Source organism: Streptomyces chryseus, assembly GCF_014650755.1.
Taxonomy (GTDB): domain Bacteria; phylum Actinomycetota; class Actinomycetes; order Streptomycetales; family Streptomycetaceae; genus Streptomyces; species Streptomyces chryseus.
This window is the reverse complement of sequence record NZ_BMVO01000025.1, coordinates 63,907-86,208: the sequence shown is the minus strand read 5'-3', so window position 1 is coordinate 86,208 and position 22,302 is coordinate 63,907. Positions and strand designations below refer to the sequence as shown.

The 22,302-nt window shown below is 71.0% G+C and carries 26 protein-coding genes, 2 tRNA genes and 1 other RNA gene; 12 read left to right on the top strand and 17 right to left on the bottom strand.

Annotation, left to right across the window (positions count from 1 at the left end; genetic code table 11):
* Window positions 1-86 precede the first annotated feature (86 nt).
* A complete protein-coding gene (locus tag IE185_RS27565) occupies window positions 87-581 on the bottom strand; it encodes a MarR family winged helix-turn-helix transcriptional regulator (protein ID WP_138895397.1) in 495 nt (164 codons plus the stop codon).
* Between the two features lie 211 nt (window positions 582-792).
* Between IE185_RS27565 and IE185_RS27560 the strand changes: the two genes are divergently transcribed.
* Window positions 793-1,008 (top strand): hypothetical protein, encoded by a 216-nt coding sequence (locus IE185_RS27560; protein ID WP_138895398.1) that lies wholly within the window; start codon window positions 793-795, stop codon window positions 1,006-1,008.
* Between the two features lie 16 nt (window positions 1,009-1,024).
* Here IE185_RS27560 and IE185_RS27555 read toward each other — a convergent pair whose 3' ends face one another.
* From IE185_RS27555 to IE185_RS27515, 9 genes are all read right to left on the bottom strand, one after another.
* Window positions 1,025-1,885: a hypothetical protein gene (locus IE185_RS27555; RefSeq protein WP_138895399.1), complete on the bottom strand. Its 861-nt coding sequence runs from the start codon at window positions 1,883-1,885 to the stop codon at window positions 1,025-1,027.
* Window positions 1,886-1,944: 59 nt separating this feature from the next.
* Complete coding sequence (locus tag IE185_RS27550; protein WP_138895400.1) at window positions 1,945-2,811, bottom strand: RNA polymerase sigma factor SigF; 867 nt, start codon at window positions 2,809-2,811, stop codon at window positions 1,945-1,947.
* Between the two features lie 220 nt (window positions 2,812-3,031).
* Window positions 3,032-3,892, bottom strand: a complete 861-nt coding sequence (locus IE185_RS27545; protein ID WP_138895401.1) for an RNA polymerase sigma factor SigF — start codon at window positions 3,890-3,892, stop codon at window positions 3,032-3,034.
* A 180-nt stretch (window positions 3,893-4,072) separates the two neighbouring features.
* Window positions 4,073-4,366: a Dabb family protein gene (locus tag IE185_RS27540; RefSeq protein WP_138895402.1), complete on the bottom strand. Its 294-nt coding sequence runs from the start codon at window positions 4,364-4,366 to the stop codon at window positions 4,073-4,075.
* A 9-nt stretch (window positions 4,367-4,375) separates the two neighbouring features.
* The gene (locus IE185_RS27535) at window positions 4,376-4,540 is read right to left on the bottom strand and encodes a hypothetical protein (protein ID WP_167518426.1); all 165 of its coding nucleotides are present in this window, start codon (window positions 4,538-4,540) and stop codon (window positions 4,376-4,378) included.
* 93 nt (window positions 4,541-4,633) lie between these two features.
* Window positions 4,634-4,720, bottom strand: a tRNA-Ser gene (locus IE185_RS27530).
* A gap of 69 nt (window positions 4,721-4,789) precedes the next feature.
* Entirely contained in the window at window positions 4,790-5,218 is a 429-nt protein-coding gene (tadA, locus tag IE185_RS27525; RefSeq protein ID WP_138895409.1) for a tRNA adenosine(34) deaminase TadA, read from the bottom strand.
* Between the two features lie 74 nt (window positions 5,219-5,292).
* Window positions 5,293-5,841 carry a tRNA adenosine deaminase-associated protein gene (locus tag IE185_RS27520; RefSeq protein WP_138895403.1) on the bottom strand — a complete coding sequence of 183 codons (549 nt, stop codon included), beginning with the start codon at window positions 5,839-5,841 and terminating at the stop codon, window positions 5,293-5,295.
* Window positions 5,842-6,028: 187 nt separating this feature from the next.
* On the bottom strand, window positions 6,029-6,235 hold the full coding sequence (locus tag IE185_RS27515; protein WP_138895404.1) for a hypothetical protein: 207 nt from the start codon (window positions 6,233-6,235) through the stop codon (window positions 6,029-6,031).
* Window positions 6,236-6,341: 106 nt separating this feature from the next.
* On the opposite strand from IE185_RS27515, the gene upp reads away from it, so the two are divergent.
* Window positions 6,342-6,977 (top strand): uracil phosphoribosyltransferase, encoded by a 636-nt coding sequence (gene upp, locus IE185_RS27510; protein WP_138895405.1) that lies wholly within the window; start codon window positions 6,342-6,344, stop codon window positions 6,975-6,977.
* 13 nt (window positions 6,978-6,990) lie between these two features.
* Here the strand turns inward: upp and IE185_RS27505 are convergent, their stop codons facing one another.
* The 3 genes from IE185_RS27505 to IE185_RS27495 all read right to left on the bottom strand — a co-directional run bounded on the left by IE185_RS27505 (window position 6,991) and on the right by IE185_RS27495 (window position 8,813).
* Entirely contained in the window at window positions 6,991-7,623 is a 633-nt protein-coding gene (locus IE185_RS27505; RefSeq protein ID WP_138895406.1) for a LytR C-terminal domain-containing protein, read from the bottom strand.
* A 100-nt stretch (window positions 7,624-7,723) separates the two neighbouring features.
* The gene (locus tag IE185_RS27500; protein ID WP_138895407.1) at window positions 7,724-8,026 is read right to left on the bottom strand and encodes a type II toxin-antitoxin system VapB family antitoxin; all 303 of its coding nucleotides are present in this window, start codon (window positions 8,024-8,026) and stop codon (window positions 7,724-7,726) included.
* Window positions 8,027-8,225: 199 nt separating this feature from the next.
* Window positions 8,226-8,813, bottom strand: coding sequence for an HhH-GPD-type base excision DNA repair protein (locus tag IE185_RS27495; RefSeq protein ID WP_138895408.1), 588 nt, complete (start codon window positions 8,811-8,813; stop codon window positions 8,226-8,228).
* Window positions 8,814-8,916: 103 nt separating this feature from the next.
* Between IE185_RS27495 and IE185_RS27490 the strand changes: the two genes are divergently transcribed.
* The 4 genes from IE185_RS27490 (at window position 8,917) to IE185_RS27475 (ending at window position 10,967) form a co-directional block, all read left to right on the top strand.
* Entirely contained in the window at window positions 8,917-9,414 is a 498-nt protein-coding gene (locus tag IE185_RS27490) for a hypothetical protein (protein ID WP_189716211.1), read from the top strand.
* Between the two features lie 219 nt (window positions 9,415-9,633).
* Window positions 9,634-9,834: a hypothetical protein gene (locus IE185_RS27485; protein WP_138896182.1), complete on the top strand. Its 201-nt coding sequence runs from the start codon at window positions 9,634-9,636 to the stop codon at window positions 9,832-9,834.
* Window positions 9,835-9,858: 24 nt separating this feature from the next.
* Window positions 9,859-10,407: a helix-turn-helix domain-containing protein gene (locus IE185_RS27480; RefSeq protein ID WP_170198320.1), complete on the top strand. Its 549-nt coding sequence runs from the start codon at window positions 9,859-9,861 to the stop codon at window positions 10,405-10,407.
* Window positions 10,404-10,967 carry a GNAT family N-acetyltransferase gene (locus IE185_RS27475; RefSeq protein WP_138896180.1) on the top strand — a complete coding sequence of 188 codons (564 nt, stop codon included), beginning with the start codon at window positions 10,404-10,406 and terminating at the stop codon, window positions 10,965-10,967. The genes IE185_RS27480 and IE185_RS27475 overlap by 4 nt, the downstream gene beginning before the upstream one ends.
* A gap of 147 nt (window positions 10,968-11,114) precedes the next feature.
* Here the strand turns inward: IE185_RS27475 and IE185_RS27470 are convergent, their stop codons facing one another.
* On the bottom strand, window positions 11,115-11,762 hold the full coding sequence (locus IE185_RS27470) for a GOLPH3/VPS74 family protein (protein ID WP_138896179.1): 648 nt from the start codon (window positions 11,760-11,762) through the stop codon (window positions 11,115-11,117).
* A 311-nt stretch (window positions 11,763-12,073) separates the two neighbouring features.
* Between IE185_RS27470 and IE185_RS27465 the strand changes: the two genes are divergently transcribed.
* Window positions 12,074-13,381, top strand: a complete 1,308-nt coding sequence (locus IE185_RS27465; protein WP_138896178.1) for a lipase family protein — start codon at window positions 12,074-12,076, stop codon at window positions 13,379-13,381.
* A 256-nt stretch (window positions 13,382-13,637) separates the two neighbouring features.
* Here the strand turns inward: IE185_RS27465 and IE185_RS27460 are convergent, their stop codons facing one another.
* A complete protein-coding gene (locus tag IE185_RS27460) occupies window positions 13,638-16,061 on the bottom strand; it encodes a helicase C-terminal domain-containing protein (RefSeq protein WP_138896177.1) in 2,424 nt (807 codons plus the stop codon).
* Window positions 16,062-16,167: 106 nt separating this feature from the next.
* Window positions 16,168-17,283 carry a recombination directionality factor gene (locus tag IE185_RS33315; protein ID WP_229843727.1) on the bottom strand — a complete coding sequence of 372 codons (1,116 nt, stop codon included), beginning with the start codon at window positions 17,281-17,283 and terminating at the stop codon, window positions 16,168-16,170.
* A gap of 316 nt (window positions 17,284-17,599) precedes the next feature.
* On the opposite strand from IE185_RS33315, the gene IE185_RS27450 reads away from it, so the two are divergent.
* Window positions 17,600-17,875 (top strand): hypothetical protein, encoded by a 276-nt coding sequence (locus IE185_RS27450; RefSeq protein ID WP_167519087.1) that lies wholly within the window; start codon window positions 17,600-17,602, stop codon window positions 17,873-17,875.
* The gene (locus IE185_RS27445; RefSeq protein ID WP_138896176.1) at window positions 17,872-18,300 is read left to right on the top strand and encodes a type II toxin-antitoxin system VapC family toxin; all 429 of its coding nucleotides are present in this window, start codon (window positions 17,872-17,874) and stop codon (window positions 18,298-18,300) included. The genes IE185_RS27450 and IE185_RS27445 overlap by 4 nt, the downstream gene beginning before the upstream one ends.
* Window positions 18,301-18,429: 129 nt before the next feature.
* On the opposite strand, the gene IE185_RS27440 is transcribed toward IE185_RS27445, so the two are convergent.
* Window positions 18,430-18,517: transfer RNA gene (locus IE185_RS27440), tRNA-Ser, on the bottom strand.
* Window positions 18,518-18,626: 109 nt separating this feature from the next.
* On the opposite strand from IE185_RS27440, the gene ffs reads away from it, so the two are divergent.
* The 3 genes from ffs to purD all read left to right on the top strand — a co-directional run bounded on the left by ffs (window position 18,627) and on the right by purD (window position 22,231).
* Window positions 18,627-18,725: signal recognition particle sRNA small type (gene ffs / locus IE185_RS27435), an RNA gene on the top strand.
* Between the two features lie 42 nt (window positions 18,726-18,767).
* A complete protein-coding gene (locus tag IE185_RS27430) occupies window positions 18,768-20,936 on the top strand; it encodes a DNA polymerase III subunit gamma and tau (protein WP_189716209.1) in 2,169 nt (722 codons plus the stop codon).
* 41 nt (window positions 20,937-20,977) lie between these two features.
* Window positions 20,978-22,231, top strand: coding sequence for a phosphoribosylamine--glycine ligase (gene purD, locus IE185_RS27425; protein WP_138898885.1), 1,254 nt, complete (start codon window positions 20,978-20,980; stop codon window positions 22,229-22,231).
* Window positions 22,232-22,302: the final 71 nt, after the last annotated feature.

Sequence of the window (22,302 nt, the reverse complement as noted above, 5' to 3'; positions counted from 1 at the left end):
GTCGGAGGAGTGGTGGTGGGACCCCTGCTTGGCGTGGCCGCCCCGCACACCGGCCGGTGTGGTCGTAGCCATTGATTTCCTTTGCTTTACGCGGGTGTCGCGGGTGGAACGGGCACTTCTGCGTGGTGCTCGAAGTGGTGGGGGGCCCGGGCCCGGCAGTCACCGAAGCTGCTGCGCAGGCGGGCCAGCATGGAGTTGAGCTGTCCGACCTCTTCGTCGGACCAGTCGTCGAGGGCGCCGGCGAGCGTCTGGGTGTACCGCTCGGAGAGCTCCTCCAGGAGCGCCCGGCCCGCCGGGTTGAGCCGCAGGATGCGGGAGCGCTTGTCGCACGGGTCGGGGGCCCGGTCGATCCAGCCGCGCTCGGCCACGTGTGCCACGTGCCGGCTGGTCACGGACATGTCGACCGCGAGGAGCTCCGCGAGCCGGCTCATCCGCATCTCGCCGTGCCGGTCGAGCACGGTGAGCACGGCGGCCGATCCGGCGGGGCAGTGCGCGGGAAGTACGCGGGCCAGATCGCGCTTGACGGCGCCGATGGCACTGAGCTGCCGGGCCAGTTCCTCGAACCGACTCTGCGCGGCCACGGGCACCTCCGAACATCTTGTTGCTTAGGGCAACCATAGAAGTAGTTGGTTGCTTCAGGCAAGCTAATTCGGGCCAGCCGGGGTAAAGGAACCCAAAAGGCTCCGTGCGGGGCGGGTCAAAGACGTTCGCGCGCCCGGCAAAGCCGCAGATCACTCCCGTCGGGGGTCCGGGGGTGTGCGGAGGGGGTCCTCTTCGCTAGGGTCGTGGCCCATGGCACACAACCCCCACGCTCCCCAGGGCCCCGAAGGTCAGCACGACCCGGCGGGCAGCACCCAGATGTTCCGCGCCTTCGTGGACGAGGGCGAACCGCAGCGGCAGCAGCCGGCCGCGGCCGCCACGTCGGGCGGCCCCAAGACGGGCCTGATCGTCGGCGTGGTAGCCGTCCTCGTGATCCTCGCGGCGGTCGCCTGGCTCGCCCTGGGCTGATCACCGGCCCTGCCGGTCACGTCCAGTCGGCGGTGACGTCCTGGGTCTCGACCCGCATGCCCAGCGGCACCCGCCAGGCGTCCACGCACACGGTGTACGTCTTCGTCACGGCCGCGCCCGCGGCGATCGGCCCGGGCAGCGGCTGGGACGAGGTCCTGGTGCCCCAGTCGACACCGAGCGCGCCGATGATGTGCGTCGCGAAGGTCACGGTGCCCGAACGGACCGCCGTACCGCCGGTGTTGCGCAGCGGCACGGTCACCTGCTCGCACCACCGCTTGTCGCCCGGCGCCAGCAGCGGGTCGCCGACCTTGAGCACGGCGGCCCCGGGCGGTGGCGCGGGCGAGCCGCCCCCGGGGCCGTTCCCGGGCGGCCCGGGGGTTCCGGGCGCACCGGTCACCGGCGGCTTCGTCGGCGTACCCCCGCCACCCACGCCGCCGCTGCCCTGATCACCGCCACCCGCGCCGCCGCTTCCGCCGGGCGCGCCGGGTGTTCCCTGAGCATCGTTCCCGCCGGAGTCCGGTGCGCCGCCCCGGGCGGGCGGCGCCGTGGCGGAGCCACTGCCGTCGCCGGCGCCGGGAGCGCCCGTGTCGTCGGCGTCACCGGTGTCCGCGCCCCGGCGGCCGGCGGGCGGACCCTCGCGGCCGGCCCCGTCGCCGCGCGCGCTCTCCCCGTCGAGCGGCACCAGCTCGACCTCGCCCTGCGGCGGTACGGCCCGGCCGGGCGCCCGTTCGGAGCCCGAGCCCGCCGCGCCGACCGCCACATAGCCGTCGTCGCTCCCGCCGCCGCACGCGGCCAGGACCCCGCCCAGACACAGCACAACCGCCGCGGCGCCCGTGGCGGCACCTCGGCGGCCGTGCGTCAGACCATGACGTCGCATCGCGTCAGTGTCTCTGACGCACCGTCAATTAGAAACCCCGTGAACCCTACTGCCGGGGGTCAGTCGGCGATGAGCCCTTCCCGCAGCTGCGCGAGCGTGCGGGTGAGCAGGCGCGAGACGTGCATCTGCGAGATGCCGACCTCTTCGCCGATCTGGGACTGCGTCATGTTCGCGAAGAACCGCAGCATGATGATTTGGCGCTCGCGCGGCGGCAGTTTGGCCAGCAGCGGCTTGAGCGACTCGCGGTACTCGACGCCTTCCAGCGCCATGTCCTCGTAGCCGAGCCGGTCCGCCAGCGACCCCTCGCCGCCGTCGTCCTCCGGGGAGGGCGAGTCCAGCGAGCTGGCGGTGTAGGCGTTGCCCACGGCCAGCCCGTCGACGACGTCGTCCTCCGAAACGCCGAGCACGGCGGCGAGTTCGGGCACGGTCGGCGACCGGTCGAGCTTCTGCGCGAGGTCGTCGCTCGCCTTCGTCAGCGCGAGCCGCAGTTCCTGGAGGCGGCGGGGGACCCGTACCGACCAACTGGTGTCGCGGAAGAAGCGCTTGATCTCGCCGACGACCGTCGGCATCGCGAACGTCGGGAACTCCACGCCCCGTTCGCAGTCGAACCGGTCGATCGCCTTGATCAGGCCGATCGTGCCGACCTGGACGATGTCCTCCATCGGCTCGTTGCGGCTGCGGAAGCGGGCCGCGGCGTACCGCACCAGAGGGAGGTTCAGCTCGATGAGGGTGTCCCGCACGTACACACGGTCGGGGCTGTCCTGGTCGAGGGCGGCAAGCCGCAGGAAGAGGGAGCGGGACAGAGTGCGGGTGTCGATGGCTTCCGGCTGCGCGACCAGCGGTGGCGGCTGAGGAGCCGTCATCTGGTCGAGCACGGCGGGCACTTCCTTGGTGAGCACCTTCGAGCTGCCCATTTCTACGGACATGCCGGCCCCCTTTCAGTCCTGCGGTCGCTGACGGTAGCGTCGGGGCGCTCCCGTCGGAGGAAGCAGCCTCCACCTGAATACCGGCGGCGAAGCTGCGGCAAACGCGGTTCCAGCAGAATGTCACATGTCGGCAACACGCTGTAGCGCCAAGTCGACAAATCTGCGCAGGAAAGAGGGGGTGTGCGGCTTTTCGGCCATCGGTGGGTCTTACCCGATCCGGTTACGCCTCGATTCGATTTGCGGATCTGAGACGGGCGAAGCTCCTCGCCAGGAGGCGCGACACGTGCATCTGTGAGACGCCCAGCTCGGCGCTGATCTGGGACTGTGTCAGGTTGTTGTAGTACCGGAGCAGCAGGATCCGCTGTTCGCGCTCGGGCAGTTGTACGAGCAGGTGCCGCACGAGGTCGCGGTGCTCGACGCCGGCCAGCGCCGGATCCTCGTACCCGAGCCGGTCGAGCAGTCCGGGCAGCCCGTCACCTTCCTGGGCGGCCTCCAGCGAGGTCGCGTGGTACGACCGACCGGCCTCGATGCACGCCAGCACCTCGTCCTCGGAGATGCGCAGGCGCTCCGCGATCTCGGCGGTCGTGGGGGAGCGCCCGTGGGCCGTCGTGAGGTCCTCGGTGGCCCCGCTGACCTGCACCCACAGCTCGTGCAGCCGCCGGGGTACGTGGACCGTCCTGACGTTGTCGCGGAAGTACCGCTTGATCTCGCCCACGACGGTCGGCATCGCGAACGTCGGGAACTGGACACCGCGGTCCGGGTCGAACCGGTCGATCGCGTTGATCAGGCCGATCGTGCCGACCTGTACGACGTCCTCCATCGGCTCGTTGCGGCTGCGGAAGCGGGCCGCGGCGTACCGCACCAGCGGCAGGTTCGCCTCGATGAGGGCGCCGCGCACCCGGTTGTGCTCGGGCGTGCCCGGGTCCAGCCCCTTGAGCTCCGCGAACAGCACCTGCGTGAGGGCCCTGGTGTCCGCGCCGCGGCTCTTCGGGGTGCTGCCCGCCGGGGGATCGGGGGCGGTCTCGGGAGGGAGCGGCTGGAGGTGCTGGGGCGGAGCTTGAGGCGCTGTACTGGCCGGCACGGTCACGCCACCCCTTTTCTCGGTCAACCACGATCAACTCATCCGTCAAAAGCGGTCATAGCATCACAAGACATGTGCACTGTGTGCAAGCACCGCATAACTCCGTGTTGACGTCAAGTTCGGTCCCGAACATGAGAAAACCCCGCACCGGAGCGGTGCGGGGCCTGCTGGGGCGAAGGATCAGAACGGGTAGTCGGCGATCACCCACGTGGCGAATTCACGCCACTGCCCGGCGGCCGCCTGGTGGGCGGGGTGCTCGATGTAGCGCTGGAGCGCGTCGCGGTCCTGGACCGCCGAGTTGATGGCGAAGTCGTACGCGATGGGCCGGTCGGTGATGTTCCAGGCGCACTCCCAGAACTCCAGCTCGGGAACGACCCCGTCGAGCTCCTCGAAGGCCTTCACCCCGGCGAGGACGCGCGGCTCGTCCCGCTCGACACCCTCGTTGAGCTTGAAGAGGACCAGATGGCGGATCAAGGGGCACTCCTACTGGATCAGCTGGGACATGAACTCGCCGACCCCCTGGGCGGCACTGGACACGCCTTCGAACCCTACCTGGACGAGATCGGCCGCCCTGGCGGGGGAAGTGATGATTGTGTACAGCACGAAGACAACGACCACGTAGAGAGCGATCTTCTTCGTTTGCACCATCGTGCGGCCTCCCCTGCCGGTCCCGTGAGTCGCGTGAGTCTAACCGCACAACACGAGAGCCCCGACTCGGGGAGTCGGGGCTCTCGTTCTGAGCGGTAGCGGTGGGATTTGAACCCACGGATAGCTTGCACCATCACACGCTTTCGAGGCGTGCTCCTTAGGCCACTCGGACACGCTACCGAGAGAGAGCTTAGCCCACACCGGGCCGTGCTCCGAAATCGGTTCCCGGCCGCCGGTGCGGCGCCCGGTTCAGCGGTCCCTGAAGAAGGCCGTCAGCCGGTCCGCGCACTCCCTTTCCAGCACGCCCTGGACGACCTCGGGCCGGTGGTTCAGCCTCCGGTCCCGTACGACGTCCCAGAGCGAACCGGCGGCTCCCGCCTTCTCGTCGAGCGCCCCGTACACCACCCGCTCCACCCGGGACTGCACGATCGCCCCCGCGCACATCGTGCACGGCTCCAAGGTCACGACGAGCGTGCAGCCCGTCAGCCGCCACTCGCCGAGCGCCCGCGCCGCCCGGCGGATGGCGAGCACCTCCGCGTGCGCCGTAGGGTCGCCCGTCGCCTCGCGCTCGTTGTGGCCCGCCGAGAGCAGCGAGCCGTCGGGAGCCAGCAGGACGGCGCCGACCGGCACATCGCCGGCCTCCGCCGCCCGCGCCGCCTCGTCCAGCGCCAGGCGCATGGGCGCCCGCCACCGGTCGCGCACCGGATCGGGCTCCGACTCCGGTCGTTGGTCCTCAGTCACTGCCGGGCTCACTACTGGACGGTCTCCAGTACGTCGGCGGCGCCCAGGGCGTCGGCGATCTCCGCGAGCGCGTCCGTGCCGAGCGCCAGCAGCTCCTTCTCGGACAGGCCGAGGTCCGCGAGGACCGCCGTCTCCCCGAGCGGACCCGCCGGTACGACGCTGCCGTCGTCCGCCCTGATCTCCTCCTCGTCGTTGTCGTCGTCGGTCTCCCCGTCCGGTTCCCCGTCCTCGGTGCCGTCGAGATCGACGAGCTCCTCCAGGGCGTCCGGGTCCTCGGGGTCCCGGCCGAGCAGTTCGTCGGTGAGCAGGATCTCCCCGTACGAGGAACGGGCGGCCGCGGCCGCGTCGGAGACATAGATGCGCGGGTCCTCCTCGCCGTCCACCCGGACGAGGCCGAACCATGCGTCTTCCTGCTCGATGAAGACGATCACCGTGTCGTCGTCGACCGTGGCCTCACGGGCCAGATCGGTCAGGTCCGACAGGGTTTCCACGTCGTCGAGCTCCGTGTCGCTCGCTTTCCACCCGTCTTCGGTGCGCGCGAGCAGTGCGGCGAAGTACACCGTGACTCTCCCACTGGTCTTGAGAAGTGCCGGTTGGAGTTCCTCCCGGCCGGAGGGTGACGCTGAGGTCGGGGAGAAACCGTTTCGCAGCTCCGAGCCCCGCCCACTTCGGAATCGTGGCAGAAGAAAGCGTTCCGCGAGAGGTCTTCCGCTCTTGCGTCGTGTACCAGTCCTGCGAGAAGGCCCATTACCAGCGGAACGTGCGCATCCGCATCTGCTGCCGCATCCGGGCCGCCCGGGCCCGGCGCGGCTGTACGCGTTCACGCAGCGCCTTCGCCTCGTTCAGCTCGCGCAGGAACTGGGCGCGCCGCCGCCGGCGGTCGCCCTCGGTGGTCTCCCGCTGTTCCTCTCCGGGTTCCTGCCCCGGTTTCCGCTCCCGGTCCGCGTCCGGCATCGGCCACACCACCCCAAGCCCGCGTCTGTCCCCCACCCCACCTTCCCTCCGGCCTGCGGGTTGATGCCAGCGCGAGCGGTCCGTGTGCCCGGTTACTGTTGACGTCATGCGGATCCACGTCGTCGACCACCCGTTGGTGGCGCACAAACTCACCACGCTGCGCGACAAGCGCACCGACTCCCCTACCTTCCGGCGCCTCGCCGACGAGCTGGTCACCCTGCTCGCGTACGAGGCCACCCGGGACGTGCGCACCGAACAGGTCGACATCGAGACCCCGGTGACGGCGACGACGGGCGTGAAGCTCTCCCACCCCCGCCCGCTGGTCGTACCGATCCTGCGCGCCGGTCTCGGCATGCTCGACGGCATGGTGCGGCTGCTGCCGACCGCCGAGGTCGGCTTCCTCGGCATGATCCGCAACGAGGAGACGCTCCAGGCGGAGACGTACGCCACGCGCATGCCGGAGGACCTCTCCGGCCGCCAGGTGTACGTCCTGGACCCGATGCTGGCCACCGGCGGCACGCTGGTCGCGGCGATCCGCGAGCTCATCAAGCGCGGCGCGGACGACGTCACGGCGGTCGTCCTGCTCGCCGCGCCCGAGGGCGTCGAGGTCATGGAGCGCGAGCTGGCCGGCACGCCGGTCACCGTCGTCACCGCCTCGGTCGACGAGCGGCTCAACGAGCACGGCTACATCGTTCCGGGCCTCGGCGACGCGGGCGACCGGATGTACGGCACCGCCGGCTAGCCGACGGTCCGTCTCAGCACTTCGCGGAGGGCGCGGGCGCGGGCCTGGCCAGAGCGGCCAGGGCCTTGTCCGCGGCCTTCTTCGTCGTCAGGCTCTTGAAACCGGAGCCCAGGATCAGGTCCACGTCGGCGCCCTTGCGGGCGTCGGCCTTCTGCGCGGCGCCCTTGAGCTGCGTACCCAGCACGGGCATGACCCCGGACACCGCCTTGGGCGATCCCAGCAGTATCCCGGCGCCCTTGACCTTCTTGTCGTACTCCGGCGGCGCGTTGCCGACCTTCCCGACGGTGAACCCGCGCTTCTTCAGCTCGTCGGCGGTCTCCTTGGCGAGACCGCTGCGCTTGGTCGCGTTGTAGACGTTGACCTTGATCGCGCGCGGCTTGGGCAGGGCGGCGGCCCGGGCGGGCGCGGACGGCGCGGCCGCCTTGTCGCAGCGCTTCACGCGCCCGGCGGCCGAGGTCTCCTTCGCGCCCCCGGTGAACACGTCGATGAGCTGCAGCGTCCCCCAGCCGGCCAGACCGAGGGCCACGAGGGAGGACACCACCACGAGGATGGTCCTGCGCCGGTTCCGGGGACGGCGCATGCGCGGGAACTTGTCGCCCGTGATGCGGTACTTTCCGCCCATGCCGGGGGGAGTCAGCATGCTCATGGGCGCAGCGTAGTGCGCCGCGGTGATGATGCCTACTAAATGATCAATGACACCGGACAGGCCAACCCGTAAGGCCTAATTGGGTCAGCTGTTCGGGTCCTCACATGGAGTCGAGCTCCAGGACGCGCGCGTGCAGCACCTGGCGCTGCTGGAGCGCGGCCCGGACCGCGCGGTGCAGCCCGTCCTCCAGGTACAGGTCGCCCTGCCACTTGACGACGTGGGCGAAGAGATCGCCGTAGAACGTCGAGTCCTCCGCCAGCAGTGTCTCGAGATCCAGCTGGCCCTTGGTGGTCACCAGCTGATCGAGGCGGACCGGGCGCGGCGCGACATCCGCCCACTGCCGGGTGCTTTCCCGGCCGTGGTCGGGATACGGCCGGCCGTTTCCGATGCGCTTGAAGATCACACGGAAAGCCTACCGGGCAAGCGGCTCCGGGCGCAGCCATGAGGACGGGGTGCAAACGTCGTATTCGGTGCCGGACCGGGAGCAAGTCACGAGCGGAACAACCCACTCCGGCGATGTGGCACGGTGTTGCGCGCCCCACGGGCGGGCGGAGCGGACCGGGCGGGCATTCCCCCGTTCGGAGTACGCCGCTGTCCGCCGGTCACTTCGGCGCGGCCTTCTTCGCCGCCGCCTTGGCCTCCTGCTTGAACGCGCGGACCTTCGCCAGCGACTCCGGGCCCGTGATGTCCGCCGCGGACCGGTACGAGCCCTCGTCGCCGTACGCGCCCGCCGCCTCCCGCCACCCGTGCGGCCGTACGCCGAGCTGCTTGCCCAGCAGGGCCAGGAAGATCTGCGACTTCTGCTTCCCGAAGCCCGGCAGCGCGTTCAGGCGGGCCAGCAGCTCCTTGCCGGTGGCGACGTCGCGCCAGAGCGCGGTCGCGTCGCCGTCGTACTCGTCGACCAGGTACTGGCAGAGCTGCTGCACGCGCTTGGCCATCGACCCCGGATAGCGGTGCACGGCCGGCTTGGCCGACAGCAGCTCGACGAAGGCCTCCGGGTCGTACGCGGCGATCTCGTGCGCGTCGAGATCGTCACCGCCCAGCCGCTGGGCGATCGTGTACGGGCCCGCGAACGCCCACTCCATGGGGATCTGCTGGTCGAGCAGCATGCCGATCAGATCGGCGAGCGGGCTGCGGCCGAGCAGTTCGTCGGCCTCCGGTTGCTGGGCGAGGCGGATCTCAGGACTCATCCTCCGATGATCACCCAGAGGAAGCCCGCGCGCACACGCCCGCCGGGCGCGCGGGCGCACCCCGGTCAATCATCGAAGGGCGACCCTCGGGAAGGACCAGCCCATGTCCCAAGCGCCACCCCCGCCCCCCGGCGGCCAGCAGTGGGGACCCCGCCCCCCGGACGGCGGCCTCCCGCCCCCCGGCCGGCCGGGACCGCCCGGCAGGCGCCGGATCTGGCCCTGGATCCTGCTCGGAATGCTGCTCCTGTTCGCCGGCGGCTGCATCGCCGTCATCGCCACGATCGCCACGGTGGTCGACGAGGAGTCGACCCGGACCGTCAAGGTGCGCTACGCCGTGACGGGCGACGCCAGGGACGTCACCCTCGCGTACACGACCTGGCGGGACGGCGACGCCTCCTCGAACACCGTCACCGACGCGCGTCTTCCCTGGCGCAAGGAGGTCGACACGACCGGCCTGGTCAAGGGCGGCTCGCTGACCGTCACCATCGGAGCCTCCGGCGGCACGGCCACCTGCTCGGTGACGGTGGACGAGAACGAACCGAGGACCGCCACCGCCACCGCCACCGGCAGATTCGCAACCGCCAGCTGCGACGATTTCTGACGCCCCAGCCGCCGGGACAACGGCAACCGCCACCAGGAGTGGACGCCCCGCCGCTGGGGCCGGGCAGCCCCCCGCACCTGTCCCGGTGCCGGGAGGAGACGCCCCGGCGCGGCACCGACCCCGACGCCCCCGAAAAGCAGGCCGCCAACGCCACCCCGGCATGACTGTCAGACCCCCGTGGAACGATTCCCCAAAGTCGGCAGCTCCGGGGTGGGGGTCATGGACTCGTACGACGATTGCGACGCGTGCGGCATCCCGCACGCCAAGTGGCGCGCGGTGCTCGGCATGACGCTGTGCGGCCGCTGCGAACGAACCGGCGGCACCGAAGCCACCCCCGACCCCGTCCTCCTGGGCGAGGTGCTGGCGACCACAGCCGCACACCTGTCCTTCGCCGGGAGGCTCCTCGATTCCCAGATCTGAGATACCCTCCCGGATGTGAGAACCATCGCGGCCCGCCTGGCAGACCGGCTCTCCGCCCTGCGCGTAGAACAGGGCTGGTCGCTGGACGACCTGGCCACCCGTACAGGCGTCAGCCGCTCCACGCTCTCCCGACTGGAACGCGCCGAGATCAGCCCGACGGCGTCCCTGTTGGGGAGCCTGTGCGCGGTGTACGGCCGAACGATGTCGCGCCTGCTCGCGGAGGTCGAGTCGGAGCCGCCGCAACTGGTCCGCGCCGACGCCCAGTCGGTGTGGCGCGACGAGGAGTCCGGCTTCACCCGCCGATCCGTGTCCCCGCCCCACCCCGGCCTGCGGGCCGAACTCGTCGAGGGCGTCCTGCGCCCGGGGGCGGACATCGCGTACGACGGACCGCCGGTACCCGGCATCGAGCAGCACATCTGGGTCCTGGAGGGTGCCCTGGAGATCACGGCGGGCGACGACGTCCACGAGCTCCGCACCGGCGACTGCCTGCGCTTCCGCCTCTGGGGCCCGTCACGCTTCCGCTGCCCGGCACCCACCGGTGCCCGCTACGTGGTGACGGTGGTCCAGCCATGACCGGCGCGGACATCCGAACCCACACCATCACCGCCCTCTCCGCCGAGGAATTCCGACACAGCGTGGAGGACCTGGCCGCCGTGCTCGCGGACGCGGTCGACGACAACGCGTCCGTAGGCTTCCTCGCCCCGTTCGGCCCGGACGAGGCCGCCGCCTGGTGGGCCGCCCAGCAGCCGGCGGTGGACGACGGCAGCCTGACCGTCTGGGCGGCCCGGGGCCCCAGCGGCATCGAAGGCACCTTCGCGCTGGCGCTGAGCCCCAAGCCCAACAGCCGGCACCGCGCCGAGCTGGTCAAGCTCATGGTCCACCGCACCGCGCGCGGCCAGGGCCTGGGCCGCGCCCTCCTCGCCACCGCCGAGCGGGAGGCCACCCGTGCGGGCGCCACGCTCCTGCTCCTGGACACGGAGACCGACAGCCCCGCCGAGCACCTCTACCGCACCGCGGGCTGGACGCACTACGGCACGGTCCCCGGCTACGCGGCCGATCCCGCCGGCACGCTCAGGCCCTGCAGCTTCTACTTCAAGCACCTCACCGGAACGGCACCGGCGCCACCGACCTGACGACAAACCGGCCTGACGACAAACCGGCACCACGACCGGCACCGGCACCAAGAGCGGCCCCGGCACCGAGCCCGGGGCGACGTACCGCCCCGTGGCCGTAGATCACTGCAGCCGGCCCACGCCCCGCACCCCGCACGCCCCGGTCGATCAGATGACCGCAGTGGCCGCCGCGATCGTAGCGACGGTGGCGGCCTGCACCGCCAGCACAGCGTCCCGCACCACGGCCACCGACCACTGACCCTCGGTCAGCTCGGCCAGGCGCCGGTCGAGCCCCTTGGCCGACGCTTCCGGGAAGGCCAGCTTCTGGAGCCCGGCGCCGTGCAGCAGCGCCAGGAGTACGACGGTCCGCTCGTCCGGCGCCGCACCTCCCCGGACGACCGCGTCCAGCGTGCCCCGCAGGTCACGCTCCACGCTCCCGTCGGCCTCCGGGTAGCGGCGGGCCGGGAAGATCCCCCACACCCGGGCCTTCTCCTCACGGACGAGCCCCCGCTCCAGCAGCCGCTCACGCACCGCCCGCACGGCGTCCTTCTGCAGCAGCTCGATCCAGGCACGGGCCTTGCGCGGCTTCTCCCGGCCCGCGAGGGCGGCAAGCACCGCATCCAGGACCGGCTCGCCGACGGAAGCCGCGTCGAGCACCACGACCTCGCCCTTCGTCACCGCGATCCGACCCGCCAGCGCCAGCTCCACTAGCGCCGCCCCCGTCACGGCCAGCCCCGTCCTCGTCGTCTCCTGACCGACACCTGTGTCGTCGTCGAGAGAGAGGAGCATGATCTGTTCACCGAGTGTGCTGTCCATCGCTGTCCCATTCCCCGAGTTGTCACCGCTGGGCCGCCACACGCTTTCCCGCTCCGCATGGTCCGGCCCAGGGCCGTTCAACGTCGTCACACGGCTGGTCGCGCCGCATGCCGGAAGCCCATCGTACGGCGGTGAACTGGCGCTCCGGGGAATGCCGTTGAGGCACTGACGCGCGCACGGCGGACCAATCGCACAGCCGGCGGACCCGAGCACCCCCTACAGGACACAAACCCGTCACAACGTCATAATCCCTCACAATCCACACTCGCCTCCCTAGTCTCTGGTCCGGCACCGAGTGAACGGACAATCAGATGAGACGAAGGCTTTCGGCGATCACCGCGGCCGGTGTGGCCGCGATCCTCGCGCTGGGATGCGGCACCGCCGCCGCGCACCCGGCCACGTCGGACGAGGTCAGGGGCAACGGGCAGTGCGCACCGGGCGTCCCGGTCGGTCCGGAGGGCAAGGATTTCTACGACCCCCCGTCGCCGCTGCCCGAGGGCGAGCACGGTGACCTGCTCTGGGCCCGTGAAGTGAACGCCCCCGACGGCGCGAGGGCCTGCCGGATCCTTTACCTCTCGACTCTCCACAGCGGTGCCCCGGTCGCCGTCTCCGGCATCGTGGCCTGGCCCGACAAGCCGGCACCGCGCGGCGGCCGCAACGTGGTGGCCTGGGCCCACGGCACCGTCGGCGGCCCGCGCATGTGCGCGCCCTCCGCCGTGCCGGACCCGGCCGTCGACCTGGTGGACTACTTCACGTACGACAGTCCGTGGGGGATCGACGTCGGCGTGCCGGCGCTGACGCAGTTCCTCGGCTCCGGCGACGTCGTGGTCGGCACCGACTACCAGGGGCTGGGTACGCCCGGCGTGCACCAGTACGTCGTCGGGGCGACGGAGGCGAACAACGTCCTCGACTCCGTCCGCGCGGCGCGGCAGATCACCGACACCCACGCCAACCACAAGACCGCGGTACTGGGCTGGTCGCAGGGCGGCGGCGCGGCGATGTTCATCGGCCAGAACGTCCGCACGTACACCCCCGAGACCAGGCTGGTCGGCGTGGCCGGACTGGCGCCCGCCGCCAACCTGGGGCCGGACTTCACCGGCCTGGTCCCGCCCGAGCCGGCCAGCGCCACCTCGGCCTCCCACAACGCGGCGCTGCGGATCAACGTCTACCGGGGCTTCCTGGCGGCCTATCCGGAGCTGAGGGCCGCGGACGTGCTGAAGCCGGCCGGGCTGAAGGCCCTCAAGGGTGACGGGGAGGCGTGCATCGAGCACTTCTCCGACGTGATCCAGAACAACGTCGGGAACAACGGGAAGCTCGACACGCTGTTCAAGCCGCTGCGGGAGGTGCCGCGCGCCTGGCACAAGCGCTTCCGCGAGAACACCCCGGGCCACGCCACGACGGTCGCCCCGGTGCTGGTCGTGCAGGGGACGGCGGACACGGTCATCAACCCGCACTCGACCACCCAGTACGTCCACCGGGCCTGCGAGTTCAACCAGCCGGTGCAGTACACGAAGTACAAGGGCGCGACGCACCAGACGATCCCCGTCGTCGCCGAGAAGCAGTACCTGACCTGGATCGCGGACCGCTTCGCGGGCCGGCCGGCCCCGGACAACTGCTGACCCGCCCACCTCTCGGAGCCGGTGACCTCACCGGCGGCACACGACGAAGGCCCCGACCGGCGAACCGGTCGGGGCCTTCGTCTGCCCTGGCGGGCAAGTGCGGAGGATACGAGATTCGAACTCGTGAGGGGTTGCCCCCCAACACGCTTTCCATATTCCGTCTTCGGGTCCGGGGCTCCGGGGGAGCTGCACCGCGTGGAGGACTCCGTTCGCCTGCTCCTCGGCCTTCAGCGCTGACCTCGGGCTCGACCTGGCCCTAGACCGGCATGACGCTGTGGATGCGGGAGAGCGTGAAGACACGTTCGGCGTCACGCAGATGGCACCATGCTTCGAGGTAGGGCGGGTCCAGGTCGAGGTGGCTGAGGGTGCGGACGGTGTCGCTTCCCGACGCGGCGACGTACTCGACCGTGATGGCCGTACCGGCGTCGATGGCGTGAGCCAGCTGGCGGACGTCGGTGTACGTCAACTGCTTCGCGTACCCGGCGACGATCTCCTCGGTATCCGTATCGAAGGCGACCCCGGTGCCGAAAGGATCGGGCTTCGGGGCGGTGGGCGGAGCGGTCAGGAGCCGGGCCACCAGGGCGGACGTCTCGATGGCGGCCGACGCTTCCGCCGCCCGGTGCGCCGAGCGTCTGATGTCGGCCTTGGTCGTGGCCTTCCGCGGGGGCGGAACGGCGGCAGCCCGTCGAGACGCCACCTTCTCGATGCGTACGGTTCCGTCCGTGTCTTCGGGGACGGGGGCATAGCCCTGGTTCCGGAGCGCGGTGAGGGTTTTCTCGGGTGGGCTGCCGCTGACGAGTACTGTCGGGGCGAGCTGTCGCAGCCCGAGCGAGGAGAGTCCGCGGTGGGCGGCGATTTCGGTCAGGAGCGCCGGGTCGTCGCCGTGAATGACGCAGACGGCAGGAGCGATGCGCACGTGGCCGTGACGGCGGGCGGCGTCGGCGATGAGATAGGACAAGGGCTGCGGTAGGGGACCATCGGTGATGGCGTTCAGCTCGGCCAGGATTTCGTCCGGTGTGCGGCTGGCGTCCAGGGCCCGGCGGATGCTGTCGCCGCAGAACCTCCACACCGAGGCAGTGCCACTGACCTCCCGATCGGCGGTCGAATCCAGGAGCTCCGCGACGCGCGCGGAGGGCGTTCCGGTGACGACAGCCGTCAGGTCGCTGCCGAACCGGGCTGTTTCGGTGGCCTTGGGCAGCAGTTGTCGGCATACAGCGGCCAGTTCCTCCGCGCCACCGCTCAGCAGGGCCGCACCGAGCGGGGAGAGGGAGCCCCGGGCGACGACGCCGAGCAGCTCGGCCTCGTGGACAGCGGCGGCGAACGGTGTTTCGTCCTGGGGCGCCGGATGAGCGAGTGGACGGTGCCACGCCACGAGGGCGCCCAGATCCGTGGCGACCTTCAGCCCCTGCCCTTCCGGGAGCATCGCCGCCGCAGTGAGCAGCCCATGCCGTGCCTGCAAGCAGCCGTCGCAGGCAAGCGCTCCGGCCACGGCGGGCAGCGACTTGCCGTCCGTGTCGCGAGCCTGTGAGGGGGTGAACTGGAGGTCCCGCCATGCCTGAAGCAGCACGGCGAACTGTTCCGCGGGTGCCCGCACCGCCCAGGTGTCGTACTCCTCGGTCGGCGCGACCCGGTCGCCGTCCACGGCCAGCAGTCCTGCCGAGTACGCGGTCTCCACGGCGATGCGCAGCACGGCGTCGTCGGCCTGTGCAGCCTTGCCGATCCGAGCCAGTACGCGCGCGCCGATCCCGCCGGACTTCAGCCGGGCCGGTGGAGCCGACGAGCAGGCCGATAGGACCGAGGCGGCGTGGGCAGCGAACGCCGTGGCCGCTGCCGCTGCCTCCCTGTTCACCTCCACCGCGGGGACGGGCACCAGCTCCGCGGCGGGCGGTGCGGGCTCGAACGGGGCATGCCAGTCCGCCCCGCGCAGAGTGAGCGCCACTTCGGCGGGCATACGGGCCAGCCCGTATCCGTTGCGGTTCCGGATCAGGAGCCCCCGGTCCAGGGCCCATCGCTCGCCCGGCCGGGTATCGGCCACGGGAGCTCCGAACACGATGAATTCCTTGTGCCGGGGTGCGGACTTCGCCCGGTGCTCAAGTAGCTGCCGGGCGGCCGCGGGGGCCTTCGCGATCAGGGAGGCCACACGCTGCAGATCGCCGTGGTGTTCCAGGACAGCGGCCGTGCGCTGCTGCCTGGTGCCGGGCGGCTTGATGCCCAGTGCCACGAGCATGCCGCGCAGTTCCTCTGAGGTCACGCCTTCCAGCAGCTCCTCCAACGGAGCGTCCAGCCCCAGGGGCGCATCCCACGCCTGCCGCAACGGTGCGGCCATGTGGAGCCTCCCGTCGCAGTCCGGCCACACCAGAGCGTGATCGGCCAGAGCCGCCAGCACGCCGTCCAGTTTCCGAGCGGCAGTGGGTGCTGTCGCTCCCAGCGCCTTCACCAGAGCGCCGTGTGTCAACGGTGTCCCCCAGGCGGCCAGGACCTCGGCCACTTGCAGGTACGGCAGGGGGAGCCGCGGCAGGACGAGCGCAACCGAGCCCGGCCGCAGGAGACGTTCCGCCAACTCCTCCACGGAGAGCGGCTCCGGTGGCGCCGCCGCGTCCTTCCTTGTGCCGAGTACGCGCGCCAGCTGTGCGGCGTCGAGGCCGGCCAACCAGGCAGTCAGCGTGGACCGGGACGTCATCGAGAGCACCTCGCAAGGATGGGAACGCGGCTGGGGACCGGAGTACCCCCGGGCCGAGCCAAGGATTGCGCATTCGATGGTCCGTCGGCGGTACTCGGCGTGGAGTTCACCCGCGGAGAGCGAGCTGCTGATGGAGTGGAGTGCCGTACGAGATGTCGTGAATGCCGGAGATGACCGAGACTGCGAATGAGACCAGGGCATGCCGAAGAACCCGGCCGCTGAGCGGTCCGGGTTCTTCGTTTCGCCTGGTCAGGCGACTGCGGAGGATACGAGATTCGAACTCGTGAGGGGTTGCCCCCAACACGCTTTCCAAATGTTCGTACGGACGTCCAGAGGGGGCCGTGTCCGTCCTGGCCTGCGTCGGACCGTTCGGTCCAGACCCGTCCGAACACTCTCGAACGGAGGTGAACGAGACCAGGACTGAGACCAGCCTGCCCCGGCTGCCGGTGATCACTGCGAGACGGTCGGAACCGGTCAGGTGAGTGAGGAATCCCGGCCTTGGAGCGCTTGCCTCGCGATGGCGGCGATCTGTCCGACCTGCCGGAGCAGGCGTGGGTTCGGCCGTCGGCTGGGGTTCGGGCGCAACAGTGTAGGGGCTGCCGAGCACCGTGACCACCGGCTTTCGATAGCAGACGCCTCTCCCCGCCTTGGTCGTGTAGACGACGAGCTCCAGGGTGAGGTCGCAGATGGCCGGGCCGTTGACCCGCTCCAGCGCGTCCGTCAGGTGGGAGAGCTGCGCGGCCATCTGCCACGAGTGCGTCATGAAGTGGAATGCGCCGAGCCCGGGTGCCGCTGCGATCCGGAAGGTGATGTCGACGGAGGGCATCGGGCCGCGCCCGTCCCGGGCCGCCAGCTTCCTGTCCTCAAGCAGTGGAGGGCAGCCGCAGGGCTGGCCCCTCTTCTCTTCCGGTGACAGGAACTCCACGCCGTCGCACTCGTGGATGATGCCCGTACTGCCCCGGAGGACCATGTGTGCCGCCACCGCGTCGGGCCCGTCCAGGAGAACGTGTACGCTCTCGCGGCTCGTCATCACTTCGTAGGCAGGGCCCGTTCCTCCTGTCCCTTCGTTCGGTCGAGGTTCGCCACCCAGGAAGCCGGCGACACGGACGGCTACATCGGCATCGTCGGTGGTGACACGCCAGGCATCCAGGGCCTGGGGCAGTCCCTTGGATAAACGCCCCGTGTGGAAGCGTCCGGCTCGGGCGGCTGCGCTCTGCGTCATTCGCTACCTTCGGTGGAGGGGACGACGGCTGATCTCCGCCATGTACCAATGGCGTGGTGCACGAGACGTGTCACGAAACCGGCTACAGGGTGGCGCTCCCCATTGTGACCAGCCCGGCAGCTTCGTTCGGCTGGTTCCAACCAAAGGGGCATCGCTGTCGCCGGCGGACGGCGGCTGCCACACACAGTCGGCGGTGACTCGGCGGATGAGACCCGTCGAAGCTCGGATTCGGGGCTTTTCCGACCCTCTCCAGGGCTGCCCGGCCTAGGGTGGTCTTCAGGCATGAGCCCGTGACCACAGCGTGGAGGAGCCGATCATGAGCACTGCCCCGAACCTGCCGCTCCCGCCGCGCAGACCCGAGGAGTCCCATCCACTACGGACGATCCGGGAGATCCGGGAGTCTCTGCCCGAGCACCAGCTTGGGCACTTCGATGCCGAGCTGGCCGACACCGACATCGATGCCTTGCCCGACATGCTTCACCGCTGGGCGACCCTGGGCAGCGACGGATTCCTTGAGCGGCTTACGGCGGCCCCGTTCGAGGGTCTGGAGTTCGGGCAGCGGCCCTACGACGATGCGGCAGACGGCGAGTGATCTATCTGCTCGACACCAGTGTGGTCGCCGAGATCACCACCCGGCCGAAGCCCGCCCCGGCCGTCGTTGCCTGGGCTCGCTCGGTTCCGTCTCCTGCCCTCTACCTGAGCGTCATCACGGTCGCGGAGATCGAAGCAGGCATCGAGGGAACACCTGATCCAGTGCGGCGTACCGCTTTCGAGCTGGCACTCACAGACATCCGTGATCAGTACCGCGACCGGATCGCCGCAGTTGGCGAGCGGGAGGCACTCGCCTACCTCGCTCTCCACCGGAGGCTCAAGAGTGCCGGGACCAGTATCGATCCACCCGATGCGCTGATCGCCGCCACCGCCCTGGCGAACGGCTGGACGCTGGTGAGCCGCAACATCAAGCATCTGGCGCGATCAGGCGCACTCCTGCTGAACCCTTGGGAGTACGGGGGATAGGCCATCGAGGCCGGAACGCGGGGAAGCGTCCGGTTATGAGGCAAATAAGCGAGACTCGAACTGAGACTACGAACGCAGAAGGCCCCGGCCGGTTTCCCGGTCGGGGCCTTCAAGTGCCCGGTGAGGCACTGGCGGAGGATACGAGATTCGAACTCGTGAGGGGTTGCCCCCAACACGCTTTCCAAGCGTGCGCCCTAGGCCACTAGGCGAATCCTCCGCCGCAAACAATACAAGACGTTGAGGAGTGCTCGCGAACGCGTTCCTCGTGGTCGCCGCCAGGTCGGGGTCCGGGTCGTTTTCCCGGGGCGCGATCCGCTAGGGTGGGGGCCAGCCCCTCACGTGGCGCTATCTCACCGAACTCCCCCAGGGCCGGAAGGCAGCAAGGGTAAGTGAGCTCTGGCGGGTGCGTGGGGGGCGCTTGCGTTGGGCGGGTCCGGTTGTCGGTGGGTCCCGATAACCTCGTATACGTGTCGTCCCTTGCGCTCTACCGCCGCTACCGTCCCGAGTCGTTCGCCGAGGTCATCGGGCAGGAGCATGTCACTGCCCCGCTGCAGCAGGCCCTGCGTAACAACCGGGTCAACCACGCGTACCTGTTCAGCGGGCCGCGGGGCTGTGGAAAGACGACCAGCGCCCGCATCCTCGCCCGCTGTCTGAACTGCGAGCAGGGCCCCACCCCCACCCCGTGCGGCGTGTGCCAGTCGTGTGTCGACCTGGCCCGCAACGGCAGGGGATCGATCGACGTCATCGAGATCGACGCCGCTTCGCACGGTGGCGTGGACGACGCCCGTGACCTGCGGGAAAAGGCATTCTTCGGCCCGGCGAGCAGCCGCTACAAGATCTACATCATCGACGAGGCCCACATGGTCACCCCGGCGGGCTTCAACGCCCTGCTGAAGGTGGTCGAGGAGCCCCCGGAGCACCTCAAGTTCATCTTCGCGACGACGGAGCCCGAGAAGGTCATCGGCACGATCCGTTCGCGTACGCACCACTACCCCTTCCGTCTGGTGCCGCCGGGCACCCTGCGGGAGTACCTCGGTGAGGTGTGCGGCAAGGAAGGCATCCCGGTCGAGGACGGCGTGCTGCCGCTCGTCGTGCGGTCCGGGGCCGGTTCCGTGCGTGACTCGATGTCCGTCATGGACCAGCTGCTCGCCGGCGCGGCCGACGACGGTGTGACATATGCCATGGCGACCGCGCTCCTCGGGTACACCGAGAGCTCGCTGCTCGACTCCGTCGTGGACGCGTTCGCCGCGGGGGACGGAGCCGCCGCGTTCGAGGTCGTGGACCAGGTCATCGAGGGCGGAAACGACCCCCGGCGCTTCGTGGCCGACCTGCTGGAGCGGCTGCGGGACCTGGTGATCCTCGCCGCCGTCCCCGACGCACGCGAGAAGGGCCTGATCGACGCGCCCGCCGACGTCGTGGAGCGGATGCAGGCCCAGGCGTCGGTGTTCGGCGCGGCCGAGCTGAGCCGCGCCGCCGATCTGGTCAACACCGGGCTCACCGAGATGCGCGGGGCGACGTCGCCGCGGCTCCAGCTGGAGCTGATCTGCGCCCGCGTGCTGCTGCCCGCGGCATTCGACGACGAGCGTTCGTTCCAGGCGCGCCTCGACCGGCTGGAGCGCGGCGGCGCGGGTGGCGCGTTCATGGCCGCGGCGGCGGCCCCCGGGCCCGCGATGGGGTACGTACCGGGCCCCGAGGCACATGGGGCGGCCGGGATCGTCCCCACGCCGGTGGCCGCTCCCACGCCCGTCATGCCCGCAGCGGCGGCCCCCGCCCACGCACCGGCTCCGGTCGCCGAGCAGGCCTCTCCTGTTCCCGACAGCGGCCAGCGCCCCGGCGCGTGGCCCGGTTCGGGCGGCCCCGGTGGCGGCGGTGCCGGACAGGACACCGGCCAGCGCCGGCCCGGCGGGTGGCCCACCGCCTCCGCTCCCGGTCAGGGCCGGCCCGAGCCGCAGCCCGCGCCCGCCCCGGCGCCTGCGGCGGATCCCGCCGCGGCTGCTGCCGCGCCCGCCGTCTCGCCGTCGGCCGCGCAGGGCGCCCTGCAGGTGCAGAACATGTGGCCGGGCATCCTGGAGGCCGTCAAGAACCGGCGGCGCTTCACCTGGATCCTGCTCAGCCAGAACGCCCAGGTCAGCGGCTTCGACGGGACCACGCTCCAGATCGCCTTCATCAACGCCGGCGCCCGCGACAACTTCGCGAGCAGCGGCAGCGAGGACGTGCTCAAGCAGGCGCTGGCCGAGTCCTTCAACGTGCAGTGGAAGATCGAGTCGGTCGTCGACCCGTCCGGCGGCGGCGGTGGCGGCGGGGCCCAGCCCCCCGGCGGCGGAGGAGGCGGATTCGGGGGCAGGCCCCCCGCTCCGGCCCCCGCTCCGCGCCCCGCCCCGCAGGCCCAGCAGGCCGCGCCGCCCGCCGCCCCCCAGCGCCCGGACCCCGCCCAGGGCGCCACCGGTGGCGCGGCGTACCGGGCGGCCCCGGATCCCGCGCCCGCACCTGCGCCGCCCCCGCCCCCGCCGATGGCGATCGAGGACGACGTACCGGAGGAGGACGACCCGGACCTCGTCGACTCGGCCCTCTCCGGGCACGACCTGATCGTCCGGGAGCTCGGTGCGACGGTCGTCGAGGAGTTCACGAACGAGTAGCCCGGCGGGGGGAGCGCGGCGCGCGGGCTAGGCTGCACACCGTGAAGGTCCTCGTCATCGGCGGCGGCGCCCGCGAACACGCCCTGTGCCGCTCTCTGTCCCTCGATCCCGACGTCACCGCGCTGTACTGCGCCCCCGGCAACGCCGGCATCGCCGAGGTGGCCGAGCTGCACCCCGTCGACGCCCTCGACGGCGCGGCCGTGGCCCGGCTGGCCGGCGAGCTCGGTGCCGGCCTGGTCGTCGTCGGCCCGGAGGCGCCGCTCGTCGCGGGCGTCGCCGACGCCGTGCGCGCGGCCGGGATCCCCTGCTTCGGGCCGTCCAAGGAGGCCGCCCAGCTGGAGGGCTCCAAGGCGTTCGCCAAGGACGTGATGGCCGCCGCGAACGTCCCCACCGCCCGCAGCTACGTCTGCACCACGCCCGAAGAGATCGACACGGCCCTGGACGCCTTCGGCGCTCCGTACGTGGTCAAGGACGACGGCCTCGCCGCCGGCAAGGGCGTCGTCGTGACCGACGACCTCCATGAGGCCCGCGAGCACGCGCTGGCCTGCGACCGCGTGGTCATCGAGGAGTTCCTCGACGGCCCCGAGGTCTCCCTCTTCGCGATCACCGACGGCGTGACCGTGCTCCCGCTCCAGCCCGCGCAGGACTTCAAGCGCGCGCTCGACGGCGACGAGGGCCCGAACACCGGCGGCATGGGCGCGTACTCCCCGCTCCCGTGGGCCGACCCCAAGCTGGTCGACGAGGTCATGGCGACCGTGCTCCAGCCGACCGTCGACGAGCTGCGCCGTCGCGGCACGCCGTTCTCCGGTCTGCTGTACGCCGGTCTGGCGATCACCTCGCGCGGCGTCCGCGTCATCGAGTTCAACGCCCGTTTCGGCGACCCCGAGACCCAGGTGGTGCTGGCCCGCCTCAAGACCCCGCTGGCGAGCGTGCTCCTGCACTCCGCCAACGGCACGCTCGACGTCGAACCGCCGCTGACCTGGCGCGACGACGCTGCCGTGACGGTCGTCATCGCCTCGCACAACTACCCCGGGACGCCCCGCACGGGTGACCCGATCGAGGGCCTCGACGAGGTCGCGGCCCAGGACGAGCCCCAGGCGTACGTCCTGCACGCCGGGACCCGGCGCGATGGCGACACGGTCGTGAGCGCGGGCGGCCGCGTGCTGTCCGTGACGGCGACCGGCAAAGACCTCGCCCAAGCCCGGGAGCGGGCGTACGCGGCCGTCTCCCGCATCCGCCTCGACGGCTCGCAGCACCGCACGGACATCGCCGCGAAGGCGGCGTCCGGAGCCTGACCGCACCCCGTCCCGGCACCCGGTATTGGCCCCGTCCACCGCCGGACGACGTCAGCAGCTTTCCCCAAAGC

Bases quoted from the DNA above. Each gene is read 5' to 3' on its own strand.
- IE185_RS27560 (WP_138895398.1), top strand. From the start codon at position 793: ATGGCACACAACCCCCACGCTCCCCAGGGCCCCGAAGGTCAGCACGAC.
- IE185_RS27555 (WP_138895399.1), bottom strand. From the start codon at position 1,885: ATGCGACGTCATGGTCTGACGCACGGCCGCCGAGGTGCCGCCACGGGC.
- IE185_RS27550 (WP_138895400.1), bottom strand. From the start codon at position 2,811: ATGTCCGTAGAAATGGGCAGCTCGAAGGTGCTCACCAAGGAAGTGCCC.
- IE185_RS27535 (WP_167518426.1), bottom strand. From the start codon at position 4,540: ATGGTGCAAACGAAGAAGATCGCTCTCTACGTGGTCGTTGTCTTCGTG.
- tadA (WP_138895409.1), bottom strand. From the start codon at position 5,218: ATGCGCCTGGCGCTGGACGAGGCGGCGCGGGCGGCGGAGGCCGGCGAT.
- IE185_RS27515 (WP_138895404.1), bottom strand. From the start codon at position 6,235: ATGCCGGACGCGGACCGGGAGCGGAAACCGGGGCAGGAACCCGGAGAG.
- upp (WP_138895405.1), top strand. From the start codon at position 6,342: ATGCGGATCCACGTCGTCGACCACCCGTTGGTGGCGCACAAACTCACC.
- IE185_RS27505 (WP_138895406.1), bottom strand. From the start codon at position 7,623: ATGAGCATGCTGACTCCCCCCGGCATGGGCGGAAAGTACCGCATCACG.
- IE185_RS27495 (WP_138895408.1), bottom strand. From the start codon at position 8,813: ATGAGTCCTGAGATCCGCCTCGCCCAGCAACCGGAGGCCGACGAACTG.
- IE185_RS27490 (WP_189716211.1), top strand. From the start codon at position 8,917: ATGTCCCAAGCGCCACCCCCGCCCCCCGGCGGCCAGCAGTGGGGACCC.
- IE185_RS27485 (WP_138896182.1), top strand. From the start codon at position 9,634: ATGGACTCGTACGACGATTGCGACGCGTGCGGCATCCCGCACGCCAAG.
- IE185_RS27475 (WP_138896180.1), top strand. From the start codon at position 10,404: ATGACCGGCGCGGACATCCGAACCCACACCATCACCGCCCTCTCCGCC.
- IE185_RS27470 (WP_138896179.1), bottom strand. From the start codon at position 11,762: ATGGACAGCACACTCGGTGAACAGATCATGCTCCTCTCTCTCGACGAC.
- IE185_RS27465 (WP_138896178.1), top strand. From the start codon at position 12,074: ATGAGACGAAGGCTTTCGGCGATCACCGCGGCCGGTGTGGCCGCGATC.
- IE185_RS27460 (WP_138896177.1), bottom strand. From the start codon at position 16,061: ATGACGTCCCGGTCCACGCTGACTGCCTGGTTGGCCGGCCTCGACGCC.
- IE185_RS33315 (WP_229843727.1), bottom strand. From the start codon at position 17,283: ATGACGCAGAGCGCAGCCGCCCGAGCCGGACGCTTCCACACGGGGCGT.
- IE185_RS27450 (WP_167519087.1), top strand. From the start codon at position 17,600: ATGAGCACTGCCCCGAACCTGCCGCTCCCGCCGCGCAGACCCGAGGAG.